Annotated in this window: 16 protein-coding genes; 13 read left to right on the top strand and 3 right to left on the bottom strand. The window is 40.4% G+C overall.

Features of this window, described 5'->3' with window-relative positions; genetic code table 11:
- Positions 1-69 precede the first annotated feature (69 nt).
- On the top strand, positions 70-1,002 hold the full coding sequence (locus FTV41_RS06525; protein WP_167845805.1) for an AEC family transporter: 933 nt from the start codon (positions 70-72) through the stop codon (positions 1,000-1,002).
- Positions 1,003-1,057: 55 nt separating this feature from the next.
- Here FTV41_RS06525 and FTV41_RS06520 read toward each other — a convergent pair whose 3' ends face one another.
- Positions 1,058-2,365 carry an RNA-guided endonuclease TnpB family protein gene (locus tag FTV41_RS06520; protein WP_131260640.1) on the bottom strand — a complete coding sequence of 436 codons (1,308 nt, stop codon included), beginning with the start codon at positions 2,363-2,365 and terminating at the stop codon, positions 1,058-1,060.
- 58 nt (positions 2,366-2,423) lie between these two features.
- Here FTV41_RS06520 and tnpA point away from each other — a divergent pair, with 58 nt between their 5' ends.
- Positions 2,424-2,822 (top strand): IS200/IS605 family transposase, encoded by a 399-nt coding sequence (tnpA, locus tag FTV41_RS06515; protein ID WP_004970281.1) that lies wholly within the window; start codon positions 2,424-2,426, stop codon positions 2,820-2,822.
- 162 nt (positions 2,823-2,984) lie between these two features.
- Here the strand turns inward: tnpA and FTV41_RS06510 are convergent, their stop codons facing one another.
- Both FTV41_RS06510 and FTV41_RS06505 read right to left on the bottom strand, forming a co-directional pair.
- Entirely contained in the window at positions 2,985-3,791 is an 807-nt protein-coding gene (locus FTV41_RS06510; RefSeq protein ID WP_179996313.1) for a tetratricopeptide repeat protein, read from the bottom strand.
- A gap of 189 nt (positions 3,792-3,980) precedes the next feature.
- Positions 3,981-4,703: a folate-binding protein YgfZ gene (locus FTV41_RS06505; RefSeq protein ID WP_004972410.1), complete on the bottom strand. Its 723-nt coding sequence runs from the start codon at positions 4,701-4,703 to the stop codon at positions 3,981-3,983.
- 256 nt (positions 4,704-4,959) lie between these two features.
- On the opposite strand from FTV41_RS06505, the gene acnD reads away from it, so the two are divergent.
- From acnD to FTV41_RS06450, 11 genes are all read left to right on the top strand, one after another.
- Entirely contained in the window at positions 4,960-7,566 is a 2,607-nt protein-coding gene (gene acnD / locus FTV41_RS06500) for a Fe/S-dependent 2-methylisocitrate dehydratase AcnD (protein WP_096901558.1), read from the top strand.
- A 297-nt stretch (positions 7,567-7,863) separates the two neighbouring features.
- Entirely contained in the window at positions 7,864-8,094 is a 231-nt protein-coding gene (locus tag FTV41_RS06495) for an antitoxin (protein ID WP_004972406.1), read from the top strand.
- The gene (locus FTV41_RS06490; protein ID WP_136144745.1) at positions 8,094-8,513 is read left to right on the top strand and encodes a type II toxin-antitoxin system VapC family toxin; all 420 of its coding nucleotides are present in this window, start codon (positions 8,094-8,096) and stop codon (positions 8,511-8,513) included. Before FTV41_RS06495 ends, FTV41_RS06490 begins: the two co-directional genes overlap by 1 nt.
- A 130-nt stretch (positions 8,514-8,643) precedes the next feature.
- On the top strand, positions 8,644-8,787 hold the full coding sequence (locus FTV41_RS06485; RefSeq protein ID WP_004972403.1) for a zinc ribbon-containing protein: 144 nt from the start codon (positions 8,644-8,646) through the stop codon (positions 8,785-8,787).
- A 106-nt stretch (positions 8,788-8,893) separates the two neighbouring features.
- Positions 8,894-9,466: a DUF4126 domain-containing protein gene (locus tag FTV41_RS06480; protein ID WP_179990541.1), complete on the top strand. Its 573-nt coding sequence runs from the start codon at positions 8,894-8,896 to the stop codon at positions 9,464-9,466.
- Positions 9,467-10,028: 562 nt separating this feature from the next.
- A complete protein-coding gene (locus tag FTV41_RS06475; protein ID WP_179990539.1) occupies positions 10,029-10,280 on the top strand; it encodes a DUF6868 family protein in 252 nt (83 codons plus the stop codon).
- A gap of 119 nt (positions 10,281-10,399) precedes the next feature.
- The gene (locus FTV41_RS06470; protein ID WP_004972399.1) at positions 10,400-11,113 is read left to right on the top strand and encodes an SIMPL domain-containing protein; all 714 of its coding nucleotides are present in this window, start codon (positions 10,400-10,402) and stop codon (positions 11,111-11,113) included.
- 193 nt (positions 11,114-11,306) lie between these two features.
- Positions 11,307-11,972, top strand: coding sequence for an RluA family pseudouridine synthase (locus FTV41_RS06465; RefSeq protein ID WP_179990538.1), 666 nt, complete (start codon positions 11,307-11,309; stop codon positions 11,970-11,972).
- 250 nt (positions 11,973-12,222) lie between these two features.
- Positions 12,223-13,185 carry a DUF5660 family protein gene (locus FTV41_RS06460; protein WP_179996299.1) on the top strand — a complete coding sequence of 321 codons (963 nt, stop codon included), beginning with the start codon at positions 12,223-12,225 and terminating at the stop codon, positions 13,183-13,185.
- 185 nt (positions 13,186-13,370) lie between these two features.
- Positions 13,371-13,748 carry a ribonuclease E inhibitor RraB gene (locus FTV41_RS06455; protein ID WP_004972392.1) on the top strand — a complete coding sequence of 126 codons (378 nt, stop codon included), beginning with the start codon at positions 13,371-13,373 and terminating at the stop codon, positions 13,746-13,748.
- Positions 13,749-13,863: 115 nt separating this feature from the next.
- Positions 13,864-14,229 (top strand): DUF488 domain-containing protein, encoded by a 366-nt coding sequence (locus FTV41_RS06450; RefSeq protein ID WP_004972391.1) that lies wholly within the window; start codon positions 13,864-13,866, stop codon positions 14,227-14,229.
- Positions 14,230-14,291 lie beyond the last annotated feature (62 nt).

The following is a 14,291-nucleotide window of genomic DNA, read 5'->3' as shown; positions in this document are numbered from 1 at the left end:
GAGATTCGGTGTAAGGTAAATCAGTAAAAACCATGTCGATCATGGGCAACACTGAAAAAGGATGTCAGGGTGTTACTGAGTATTTTATTTCCCATTTGTACCGTAGTACTGTTGGGATATTTTGCCGTCAGAAGCCAATTTATTGAGACCAGTGCGATTCAGTTTCTAGGTCAATTTGTCATGAAAGTGGCGTTGCCTGCATTTCTATTGCAGGCATTGGCCAGTAAAAGTTTGTCAGAAATCTGGCATCCCGCTTATTTTTTAGGTTACGGTGGCGGTTCTATTCTGCTGTTTATCTTTGCCTTTTTACTGTATCGGCATTATTTTAATTCAAACTTAACCCATGCCAGTGTCTTGGCAATGGGTGCATCAATGTCAAATACAGGGTTTATTGGCACTGCTATTTTGACTTTGTTGATTGGCAGTCAATCGGCAATTTATTTGTCTTTAACTTTAATTGTCGAAAATTTAATTATTGTGGCATTGATGCTGATTTTGGCAGAACGAGGGCTACAATCTTCAGCGAAATCAGGTTGGCAGGTGTATGCCGAAACTGTGCAGCGCTTACTGAAAAATCCAGTAATTTTATCTATTTTATTGGGTATGCTGTGCGTATTGTTGAATTTCAAACTGCCGCAAGCTATTGCACAAGTGCTGGAAATGTTGGGCAAAACTGCTTCACCTTTGGCTTTATTTGTGATTGGTGGAAGTTTGGTCGGCATGCAAATCAAGTCGGTGAATTTGCAAAGTATTGTTTTGGTTGCATTCAAAGTATTGCTGATGCCACTCACGATTTTTGGAATTTTATGGGCATTAGATGTGAACCGAGAAATGCTATTTGTCGGGACTTTGCTTGCGGCTTTACCAATGCCAATTGCCTTTGGTATTTTCGGGCAGCACTATGGTTTACATGAAAAAGCCTTAGCCCCCTTGGTGTTGAGTACAGTTTTTGGTTTTGTGATGGTGGCGATTTTATTGACACAATCGGGTAAGTATTTTTGACATACTCCCACCACTTTCGTTTTCACTCAAGTGGGGGATTCTAAAAGCAAAGCTCTTAGGCGACTTCCTCACGGATTTCGCTTGCTTTCTGCTTCTTAGGGCGACCTTTACCGCATCCACCCTCCACAGACAAAACGGCATGTCCTGCCGACAATATATTACGAGATGCGTTTAAATCCGCATTCGCAACATAACCGCATCCGACACACTCAAATTTAGCTTGAGTTTGTCGGTTTTCTTTTGCTACATGACCACATTCACAGCAGGTTTGACTTGTGTACTTCGGATCAACTTTTACAAGTAATCCACCTCGCCATTGTTGCTTATATTCCAACATACTAACGAGCATGCCCCAACCTTGATCTAGGATTGATTTGTTTAAGCCTGACTTAGCTTTTACATTCTTTCCTTGATTTTCGATTGTGCCACTTGCCGACTTCGACATATTTGCTACTTTTAAATCCTCAACAGCAATCATTGCGTGGTTTTTGCTGAGCGTTGTAGTGATTTTTTGCAAGTAGTCATGACGAATATTGGCAATGTGATGATGTAGTTTATTGATTTTAAAATTCAGTTTTTTCCAATTTTGACTAAATTTAACTTTCTTTCTCTGCTTCCGTTGAAGTCTAGCTAATTTAATCTGATTGGTTTTAAAGCTATTGATCGGGTCAAAGACCTGACCATTTGAGGTAGTGATTAATTTCTTAACACCAAGATCAACACCAATCGCTGATTTTGATGGGTGGATCGGCATTTCAGTAAGTTCTGTTTCAGTACAGAATGAAACGTACCAACGTCCTGACACCTTACTGATCGTCACATTTTTTATTGTGCCTAGAATCTCTTGCGACTTCCTGAATTTAATAACACCTACGCCATTAGGGAGTTTGAGTTTATTTCCTTTAACCCAACAGTATTTATCGAATTGTACAAGGCGAATGGAATCATAACCGTCTGATTTTTTCTTAAATCTAGGCATAAGTGGGCGCAACTGAACCTCAGTACCATCAGCCAATTTAAAAAATTTAGGTTTCTTAGGTTTGCGCTTTTTTTCTTTTAGTCGAGCATGTTCTTTAGGGTTGAAAAACTTCCCCCATGCTGATGCAAGATCACGAACTTTTTGTTGAAGTGACACAGCATTTGAATTTCCATCTAAAAAGCTAAACTGAGGATTCTTTTTCAGTGCTGTTATCTTTTTTACTAGATTCACCGCATTAATGTGTTTATTTTGAGCAAACATTTCAAATGAAATTGCTAATATTTGATTCCAAACAAAGCGTGCAGAGCCAACGAGATTATTTAAAATAACCTCTTGCTCGACATTAGGCTCAAGCCTAAATTTATACGCTTTGTTGATTTTAATTAATGAGTGTGTATCTGTTAATATGGTGCTGATTCTAACATTTTAGGTATATTTTTCAATGAGTGAGATATATAAAAACCGACATTCAGCCTTTAATCTTCATGTTCATTTAGTTTTTATAACGAAATATCGAAAAAAAATACTAGGTGAGTTGCATCATAAATATTTCAATGAGTGTGCAACTGAAATATGTAAAGATTTTGATGCTGAATTAAAGGAATGTAATGGTGAATCCGACCATGTTCACATGCTTATTCAGTATCCACCAACGGTACAGTTAAGCAAATTGGTTAATAATTTAAAGTCTGTAACAAGTAGAAGAATGCGAAATGAGTTTTTAGACTTGAGAGGGAATTATACAAAACCTGTTTTATGGTCAAGATCATATTTTGCAGGGTCTTGTGGTGGTGCGCCTTTGGAAATAATCAAACAATATATTCAGAATCAACAAGGTTGAAATTTGTGAAATTCACCTCCACCCTGACTGACGGGTGGAGTCCTCTTTCACTTGGAGATAGCAACGGTATCGAAGTGCTCAAATCATAAAAAAGTCTGTACCATGCTGATACAGACTTTTTTTAAAATTTCTCTGATTAATAGCCTTTATAAAGAAACTATCTTAACTTTTCTTAGCGGTTGCCTTGTTGGAAGCTTTGGCTTGATCTGCCATCATTTTTTCAACCACAGCCAATGATTCTTTGGCTTGCGCTACATTTTCCTGTGCCAGTGAGGCAAAAATCTTTTTCGCTTCAGGCAAGTTTTGCGGCACGATATTGCCATTCACAAACATATTGCCCACTGCCATGAGTGCAGGAATATAACCCTTTTGCGCCAAGTTTTGAATGCTTTGCAGCCCTTGCTTAATTGGTGCTTCATCTTTGTTTTTAAAGCCTGTGCTAATTTCGTACAAGGCTTTTGCATGTATGGCTTGATAATGATCTTTGGCAATTAAAGGTTGTAATAGTTTTAAACCTTTTTGGTCAGATGTTGCCGTATTTTCCGAGAAATATAAAACGGCTAAATCGACTGTGGCATCATTAAAACCCTGATTGGATGCCGTCTGTAAATATTGTTTGGCTTTAGCAGCATCCTGTTTTAAACCCAGTGCGCCAGTAAGATAGTTTTTGCCTAAAACATAACTCGCAACTGGGTAGCCTTTTTGGGCAGATTGCTCATACAACTGAATGGCTTTCTTTTCATTTTTTGCTGTGCCTTGTCCAGTTTGTGTCAAATAGCCTAAGTTATACATGGCTTGCGCATTGCCTGTTTTGGCAAGCTTTTCTAATTCCTGATAGGCATCTTTAACCTTGTTGGCTTGCATTAATTGTTCAATTTTGGCAAAAGCAGGATCGGTTGGAATGTTGCTATTTGCCATACTGATGCTGCTAGATAGGGCGATTGCACCCGCAATGAGTAGTTTTTTCATCATTTGAGTTGTACCTTGTTCTCTTTTACACATCATTCCGTTGATGTGCGTTTTGTTTTTACAGTGGTGCATTCATCATAAGTTGAAAAGTGTGAATGTAAATATAAAAAATGTGTACGAATGCTTTTTTTTCATTGTCATTTGAAGGGAATCTTGCGACTCCCTTAACCTGAGCGGGTGGAATCTATTTTATTGCGGACGTGCAACATCGCCATTCAAATGTTCAGGCAAAGCCAATACTTGTACAGCTAACTCTTCCAAAGCACTTGGTTTGGCAACCACCAACGCTTTAAAACCTTCTGCAGTCGCTATGCTATTCACCACTTCCACATCATTATTCAGTTTGGCGGCAGGTGCAGGGGCTTCGCCTGAACCCTGAATTAAATGCAACCAATGTTTTGGTTTGGCTTTAAACCATAAACGTGCCACGACTTCCTGACCCAAATAACAGCCTTTGTCATAATGCACGCCATCTCGTTGATGCAAACGCAATTCCTGCGGTTGAAACACTTCTGCTGTTGAGGCTTGAATCCATGCCTGACCTGTTTCAATCGCTTGTAGTTGCCATGCGTTTAAATCAGTCACTTCAGCTGAAAATTCAGTTTGATTGCCCTGAATGGTTGGGTAAACCGTACCGATGGTTTCAAGCTGCATTTTTGAAAATGCACCAAACTTTTTAATGTGTTTGGCTAAATCTTCGGCTTGGTCGGCTGTGCTGATGATTTCAAAACATTCGGACGAGATTTTTTTAAGCCAGAAGCCAAACTGAACGCGTCCTTTTAAACTGCAAATTGCGGTATAACAGGTTGTATTTTCAGCTAATGTTTCGACATTGACTGTTACCTGACCTTGCAGGAATTTTTGTGCATCGACACCGTTTAAACTTAAAGCACTGAAAGCTAAATCGCGCATGAATAACCTTTCACATTGAAATCTAAGACTAAAGAATGAGGTCAATTTTGCGCTATTTTTCAAAAAAAAGCATTTTTAGGGCAAGAATTTTACTCAAAATGTAATTAAATGTTTCAAAAACCCCTGTTTTTATATTTAAGTGTATGAAATATATAGGATTTGGGAAATGGGTTTTTGGCAGCGTACAATGCTTTCGACGGGTGGAAACAATCATCCCATAAGATGTTGAGAACAATAGAGTAAGGGCGAATACCAGATGAATAACAACTACCGCAAACCACTGCAAGGCACTCAGCTCGATTTTTATGACGTGCGACAAGCCGTTGAAGATATCCAGCCAGGCGCTTATGCCAAACTTCCTTATACCTCAAAAGTACTTGCAGAACAGTTAGTGCGCCGTTGTGATCCTGCAATTTTAGAACAATCTTTAAAACAATTGATTGAGCGTAAACAAGAGCATGATTTTCCGTGGTATCCAGCGCGTGTGGTATGTCACGACATCTTGGGGCAAACTGCGCTCGTTGACTTAGCAGGTTTACGTGATGCGATTGCCGATCAGGGCGGCGATCCTTCTAAAGTGAATCCTGTCGTACCTACCCAGTTAATTGTCGATCACTCTTTAGCTGTGGAATATGGCGGTTTTGACCCAGATGCTTTCCGTAAAAACCGTGAAGTGGAAGATCGTCGTAATGAAGACCGTTTCCACTTTATTGAATGGACGAAAACTGCATTTGAAAATGTTGATGTGATTCCTGCAGGCAACGGCATCATGCACCAGATTAATCTGGAAAAAATGTCACCAGTCATTCAAAACCGTGAAGGCATTGCATTCCCAGATACTTGTGTGGGTACAGACTCACACACACCACATACCGATGCTTTGGGTGTCATTTCTGTAGGTGTAGGCGGTCTTGAAGCTGAAAACGTGATGTTGGGTCGTGCTTCTTGGATGCGTCTGCCAGACATTATTGGTGTGGAGTTGGTCGGTCAGCGTCAGGCTGGTATTACGGCAACGGACATCGTATTGGCTTTAACCGAGTTTTTGCGTAAAGAACGTGTGGTCGGTGCATATTTAGAATTCTTTGGTGAAGGTGCAGATAGCATGTCGGTGGGGGATCGTGCCACGATTTCCAACATGACACCTGAATATGGTGCAACTGCCGCTATGTTCTACATCGATCAAAACACCATCGACTATTTAACCTTAACAGGTCGTGAAGCAGATCAGGTCAAACTGGTTGAAACTTATGCTAAAGAAATTGGTCTTTGGGCATCTGAAATGACACAGGCAGAGTATCCACGTGTATTACGTTTTGACCTTTCAACAGTAACTCGTAACATTGCAGGCCCATCGAATCCGCATGCGCGTGTTTCAACTGCAGACTTAAAAGAAAAAGGCATTGCAGGTGTGGTTGAAAACCGTACTGATGGTTTAATGCCAGATGGTGCCATCATCATTGCTGCGATTACCTCTTGTACTAATACCTCAAACCCGCGTAATACTGTAGCAGCAGGTTTGTTGGCACGTAAAGCCAATGAGTTAGGTTTAGTGCGTAAGCCTTGGGTGAAATCATCATTTGCACCAGGTTCTAAAGCGGCTGCATTGTATTTGGAAGAAGCAGGCGTACTGAAAGACTTAGAAAAACTTGGTTTTGGTATTGTCGCTTATGCATGTACTACTTGTAACGGTATGTCTGGTGCATTAGACCCAGCGATTCAACAAGAAATTATTGACCGTGACTTGTATGCGACTGCTGTGCTGTCGGGTAACCGTAACTTTGATGGTCGTATCCATCCGTATGCGAAACAAGCATTTTTGGCATCGCCACCGTTGGTTGTGGCTTATGCGATTGCAGGAACGATTCGTTTTGACATCGAAAAAGATGCTTTGGGCACAGATCAAAATGGTAACCCGATTTATCTGAAAGATATTTGGCCATCTGATGCTGAAATTGATGCTTTGGTGAAAGAATCGGTTAAACCTGAACAATTCCGCCAAGTGTACATTCCAATGTTCGATTTGGGAGAGTCGGAAAAATCTGAAAGTCCACTCTACGACTGGCGTCCACAAAGTACTTATATCCGCCGTCCACCATATTGGGAAGGTGCATTGGCTGCGCCACGTACTTTAGCCAATATGCGTCCGTTGGCAATTTTGGGCGATAACATCACCACAGACCATTTATCTCCATCGAATGCGATTATTTTAGACTCGGCAGCAGGGGAATATTTGGCAAAAATGGGCTTGCCAGAAGAAGATTTCAACTCTTATGCAACGCATCGCGGTGATCATTTGACTGCACAGCGTGCAACTTTGGCGAATCCGAAATTGTTTAATGAAATGGTGGTACGTTCAGACGGCACAATTAAGCAAGGTTCTAAAGCGCGTGTTGAGCCAGAAGGCGAAGTAATGCGTATGTGGGAAGCGATTGAAACTTATATGAACCGTAAGCAGCCGTTAATTATTATTGCGGGTGCAGATTATGGTCAGGGTTCAAGCCGTGACTGGGCTGCAAAAGGCGTGCGTCTTGCGGGTGTGGAAGCGATTGTGGCTGAAGGTTTTGAGCGTATTCACCGTACCAACTTGGTGGGTATGGGCGTATTGCCACTTGAGTTTAAAGCGGGTGTTAACCGTAAAACTTTAGGTTTGGATGGTACGGAACTTTATAGCGTGATTGGTAATATTGCGCCACGTTCGACTTTGACTTTGGTGATTGAGCGTTCAACGGATGATGGTAAAAACCAAACAATTGAAGTGCCAGTAACTTGTCGTTTAGATACCGAAGAAGAAGTATCTGTGTATGAGGCGGGCGGTGTATTGCAACGCTTTGCGCAGGATTTCTTGGAAGGGAATGTGGCTTGATGATGTTTTAAGAATCTTCTTTAATTTTTCTTCTTTAAAGAAATGTTAGAGAATGATTATTGTTGAGAAAAGACCTCATTGTTAAGTGAGGTCTTTTTTTTTTTGGAAGATGAATATATTGTGAATTAAACAGCAAACTCCTTGTAAACCTAACTTAATTTTCTAAAAAGTATCTTTCATTCAAAAAATCAGCAGTTATCAAAAACAATAAAATTTAAAAGTAGAAGTTTATTTGGTTGAAAAACACCCAATAAATACCTATCATAAGATATGTATCAAAAACGATGGAGTAGCCCAATGACTACCGCAAAAGTTTTTATGACAGGACGAAGTCAAGCCATTCGATTGCCTAAAGAATTTCGCTTTGAAGGCAAAGAAGTTGAAATCTTTCGTCGTGGTGATGAAGTGATTCTTCGTGAAAAACCAGTCACGGTAGATCGGTTATTTAAAGCGTTATCCCAAATGCCAAATGACTTTTATGCAGATGAAAGAGAAGATCTGCCGCCTCAAGAACGGGAAATGTTCTAATGCAAGTACAATATTTATTAGATACAAATATTTGTATTTACATTATTAAATACCAACCTGAAATTGTGCGTCAGTATTTTGAAAAACATCTTCCGCATCGAAATATATTAATTTCTGTCATTACGTTGGGTGAATTACGTTTTGGTGCAGAAAAAAGTCAACATAAAGAAAAGGCTTTAAAAGTCATAGATGAATTAACATCAATGATTCAAGTGGTTGAATTGGATGAAAATGTTGCACACCATTATGCAGAAATACGCCAGAACTTTGCATCTAAGGGGCAGATCATTGGCGCAAATGACTTATGGTTAGCAGCACATGCACGTGCAAATCATTGGGTCATGGTCACCAATAACGAAAAAGAATTTACTCGTGTCGATGGATTAAAAGTCGAAAACTGGGTATCTAATCCTTTGTAATTGAGTTAGATTTTTTATAAAAATCATCCTTCGCCCAACTGCCCTCATCACCCGTCAAAATGGACAATAGACAATCATCACAGAATAGATATACTGGATTGACCATTTCTAAACCACACGGAGAACAAAGATGGTAACTGCAGGTGATAAACCAGGAACAGGCTTCTATTTTTGTGTCCAATGCGGGCATCGCGTTTACTTAGAAATTGGTACAGACCGTCTACCACCGTGTACCAAATGCCATGGCACCCAATATAACAACAAGGTTGCCTAAGCTACACGACATAAAACAGCAGATCCTGTTTTAATCTAAAGCCCTATCACCCGATGGGGCTTTTTGCTATTTTAGCCATAGAAAACCCAAGGCAATGAGGTACAACATGGAAACAATACTCGGTTTATGTGTCGGCATTGGGCTAAGTGCTGCCAGTGGTTTTCGGGTTTTTGTGCCTTTGATGGTCATGAGTGTTGCGGCGCTCATGGGTTGGTTTGAACCCTTGAAAGGTTTTGAATGGTTGGCGATGCCTGCTGTTTGTCTAGCTTTGACCGTGGCAACAATCAGTGAAATTGCTGCGTATTATGTGCCGTGGGTCGATAATTTGCTCGACACTGTTGCAACGCCTGCCGCCATGATTGCAGGTACACTCACCACAATGGCTGTAAGCAGTGGCGAAATGTCGCAATTTGCCAGTTGGGCTTCGGCCATTATTGTCGGTGGCGGTACAGCGGGTGTGGTGCAAATGAGTACAGTTGCGGCACGTGGCGTATCAACCGCAACCACAGGCGGTGTTGCTAATCCTGTAATTTCAACAGGAGAGTGGATTGGGGCTGCCGTACTTTCAGTGTTGTCTTTCATTGTGCCTATATTGGTGGTTTTTGTAGTGCTACTGACCTTAATTTGGGCAATTCGCTGGATTCGAGGCAAAAAGAAAGTTGTTGAATCCTCCACATAGATTTTTGGTCAGTTTGAAAACATTTGAAAATAATCATGGTAATAAATTCAATATTTAAGCTTTATTTGATGATTTAAATGCATAAAAAATTTCTATTTGGGAAATTTTTTAAAATATGACTTAAAAAGTGATAAAAATTTTAAAAATTAATCAAAATAAAATCATTTCGGGGAAACAATCCCATCCTCAAATCACTACTATATATCTCAAGGGTGTGATGGGGATCGAAAAGAGTAGATTGCTACCAGTTGCGTACAACGTGCGTGTAGTACTTACCCAAAAGGTCTCGATTCGGCTTAGGACGCTATAAACCAGAAGTTTATAGGCTATAAGATCATGGCTTATCCAGCATGATAGTTGAAGTAAACCACAGTTGTTTTCCCTAACACCCTAAAGAATATTGTTAAAAATATAAAAAACAAAACAAGATCAAGAAATAAAATTATCAAAAAATAAAGACTTAAATGAATTTTAAACCATCTTTCCGCTACAAAACTCCCATCAAGTTTTTCGTTTAAATCTGTTAATTTGTAATGATCATCCACATCTAATTAGGTGGGATATGAGTGTTGATTACGATTTTTGGTGTCGTTTATTACTGACCTGCGCACTGATTAACTATACCATTTTAATGCTGTGGCTTGTGGTGGTGATTTTCGCGCATGACTGGCTTCGACAGTTACATGGCAGATGGTTTAAACTGTCAGATGCAAGTTTTGATGCCATTCATTATGGCGGCATGGCAGTCTATAAAATTGGGGTATTGCTATTGAATATCGCGCCACTTATCGCGCTGTACATGATGCGATCTTGATTTAGAACTCTATAAACAAGCATCGAAAAGCATGGAAACAACCGCTTTAAACAGTACATTAAAAACACACGGTCATCGAAATAGAGGCGAAAAGCCCGCAATTTAAGGAGTTGGTAAACATGAATCAATTTAAACCTGCACTGATTTTAGGCGGTCTAATTTGTTTGGGGATGGTGCTGGCGGGTTGGATTTTAGGCAATAGCGCACTTAAAATTAAACAATATGAGCGTGTAGTTTCAGTCAAAGGTTTGTCTGAACGTGAAGTAAAAGCCAATGTGGCGGTGTGGCCAATTCGTTTTAGTACTGCCAGTCAAGACTTGGCAGCATTATATGACACCATGCAAAGCCAAACCTCCCAAATTCAAAACTTTTTAAAAAATGAAGGTTTTAGTCCTGAAGAAATCACCATTGCTGCACCTGTAATTACCGATAAATACGCCCAACAATATGGTGGCGATGGCAATGTCGCTTTACGTTATACCGCACATCAAACCATTACGGTCTATACCAAAAATATTGATAAAGTGCGCAGCGCACAAAGTCGCTTGGTCGATTTAGGCAAAAATGGAATAGCCTTTGGTGGTGAAGATTATGGGCAACGCACTGAATATTTATATACCCAACTCAATGACATTAAACCTGCCATGATTGAGCAAGCCACACAAAATGCCCGCAGTGTTGCAGAAAAATTTGCTGCAGATTCTGACAGTCGTTTAGGCAAAATTAAATCGGCCAATCAGGGCGTATTTAGTATTGAAGACCGTGACAGCAACACGCCATATTTGAAAAAAGTACGTGTGGTGTCTACGGTGGAATACTATTTAGCAGACTAAGTTTGGCAGACTAAGTTTGGCAGACTAAGTTTGGCAGACTAAGTTTGGCAGATTTAGCTTGGCAGATTTAGCTTGGCAGACTCAGCCAATTCAAAATCTAAATCTTTACATTAAAAAGCACATCGCCCGACTGAATTGACAGTTCGGGCTGTGCTTGATATTTTGCCGGCACCGCTTTGTATGCTGTATGTTCATGGCTTTAAACGACAACTTTATTTATGCACCTCCACAAGAGCCTTTAAAAATTGTCTATGAAGATGACGATTTACTGGTGATTGATAAGCCCGCAGGTTTATTGTCTGTGCCTGGGCGTTTGCCTGAACATCAGGACAGTGCATATTTAAGAGTGCTCACAAATTATCCTCAGGCAAAAATTGCCCATCGTTTAGATATGGCGACATCGGGTATTCTCATGTTTGCCAAGCACCGTGATGCAGAAGTCGCGTTGAGCAAAATGTTTCAGGCGCGAACAGTTGAAAAAAACTATATTGCGTTAATTCAAGGCAAGCTTGAAGGTGAGGGCAGTGTCGATGTGCCTATAATTACTGACTGGGAAAACCGTCCACGCCAAATTGTGCATTTCGATTTAGGCAAGCCTGCGCAAACGCTGTATCAGGCTTTGGAATATTGTGCGGTTGAAGATGTTACCCGTGTGTTGCTCACCCCGATCACAGGGCGCTCGCATCAGTTACGAGTACACATGCAATATATTGGACATCCCATTACAGGTGATAAGTTATATCATCCTGAACCTCAAAAAAGCACGTTAGGTCGGATGGCGCTGCATGCCAGTTATTTGGCTTTCACGCAACCGTTAAGCCAAGTTCCTGTTGCAATTCGAGCACAGCTTCCTTTTTAGAGATTTTGGGATTTAATTTTTCTAACAGGCGCACATTTTTCAATTTTTTTGTGAAAATACTCAAAAATTGGGATAATCTTCGTGCCGCTAACTCGCTAACGTATCCTTAGAGCTGTCGTTATTCATTTGCCTTGGCATAAATGAAGGAAATGAATAACTCGCTGTTTTAAAATTTTGTGTTTTTGAGTGTGGTGGGCTGTCAAAGCGGGTTAGAAAGCGTCTTTAAAAACTGAAGATGGTTTTTCAAAATATGGCAGACCAATGCGGGTGGGAGAAGTTATATGCTGTATATTTGGGTGCAATCATTATTGTTTTGGTGGTGATTATTTTTTGGCAATCTCAGCGCCGCCGTGAGTTGTCTGCCAGCATTCAATCTTTACAAAGCAATTTAGACCGCACTCGCTCCAATTTGGCGTCCGATGAGTTAGAAAGTAATGAATTAGAGCATCAGCTCACCATGCTACGCATCGAAATAGGCAGTTTAAAAGGTCGTTTAGAAACCTTGCAGCACTATCAACATATTTTAGACGTTGAGCAATATGTATTAGAACGTCGTCAACAAGTAGAAATGTTTGTAGAAATGATTAAATCCGAAGCGGAAAATACGCGGGAGCAGTGCAAGCAACAAGTTGAAAAAGTCCGAGATTTTTTAGCCGAGCATGAGCAAAAAACCAAAGCCAAAACGCTTAAAACAGCACAAGATCAATTGGGTGCTTTTTATAACTTGGTTGAAGAACGTCAGCAACTCGAACAGATTATGACCGCGCTGTATCATAAAATTGAACATCATACGCCTGCTTTTCAGTTGCCTGCACAGCAGCTATTGGATGATCTGATTGAAGGTTATGGCTATAGTGATGTAGCACAACACCTGCAGCAAGTACGACACAAGATTCAAGATGCGGTCAAAAATCAAGAAGTTGCGCATTGTGCTTTTGTCGATGAGCAACGCCGTCTAGCGGCAGTGACTTTGCTGGCTCAAGCATTTAATAGTAAAGCAGATTTATATTTGGCGCAGCTGACTGAACATAATCTGGCTGAATCGCTTCAAGCTTTGCAGGATGATTTTACTTTGCTGAATCATTATGCGGCTGCATTTGGACACGCAAAAATTCTAGACTCTTACTTAACACTTCGACAAGAAGAATTAAAGTTTGCTGCTTTACTGTTGGCATTTAAACAGGAAAGCATCTTGTCAGATGCCACAAATTAAACTGGCTGCAAATGCTTAAAGCAATTGTAGTGTCATGTAAAAGCAAGCTTCTGGGTAATTCAGACTAAAGTCAGTGTAAAACGAGATGAAAATTGAGTCCTTCGGGCAAATTTGTGCTATGTTGAATTCACTATTTTGTCACTTGCCAGATATATATTGGCTAAAAAGATAACAAGGATATTCGCATGACACGTGACTATGAACAATTCCCTGATGATGATAATGGCAATGTACTTTGGCAAATGCATGAAGATGGGGATGACCTGACAGAGCCACATGAGATTGAGTACTCCATCGCTTTTACCACACAAGAACAAGCTGAAAAATGTGCTTTGTATTTGTTGGCCGAAGAACAAAAAATTTCATTATTCCAAGATGAAGAATCTGACGCAGTTGAATGGATCATTACCATTTATGTTTACATGGAACCAGAGTATTCAGACATTGTCGATTTAGAGCAATGGTTCAGCAAAATTGCTGAAGAACATGGCGGTGAATACGATGGCTGGGGCTGTATGGCTTACGTCTACGATGATGAAGACGAAGACGATTACGAAGATTAAATCGGGTATCTGAAAAGCATGTGTTGATCACATGCTTTTTTATTTGTGATACATAATCTGCTGCCTAAAACTTTGGCGCTGATGACGTCATCATAAAAGATGCATAGGTGCAAATATGGATATTGCAATGAAACGCGCTTATCTTGAAGCGACTCAGGCAGATGGAACACGGGTGTTGGTTGATCGTTTATGGCCGCGTGGTGTGAGTAAAGAACGCGCTCGTATTGACTTATGGCCCAAAGAAATTACGCCTTCGACTGGGCTGCGTAAATGGTATCATCAAAACCCTGAACAACATTGGGATGAGTTTCAGCAGCGTTATATAGCTGAATTAGCAGAGCAAGAAGAGGCTTTACAGGCGTTGTGTGAACTGGCACAGCAGCAAAAAATCACTCTGGTCACAGCAGCTAAAGATGAGCAGCACAATCATGTAGTGGTATTAAAACGCGTGATGCTGCAACGCTTAGCACAGTCCAATTAAAGAGTTTTATTTGATTATCCTTGTGCTTTATAAGGATTTTAAGTTTATGAAAATTCAGTAAA

Origin of the sequence: Acinetobacter sp. YH16051 (assembly GCF_013417135.1) — a bacterium.
Taxonomy (GTDB): domain Bacteria; phylum Pseudomonadota; class Gammaproteobacteria; order Pseudomonadales; family Moraxellaceae; genus Acinetobacter; species Acinetobacter towneri.
The sequence above is the reverse complement of the archived record's forward strand: the minus strand, read 5'-3'. Positions and strand labels throughout refer to the sequence as shown.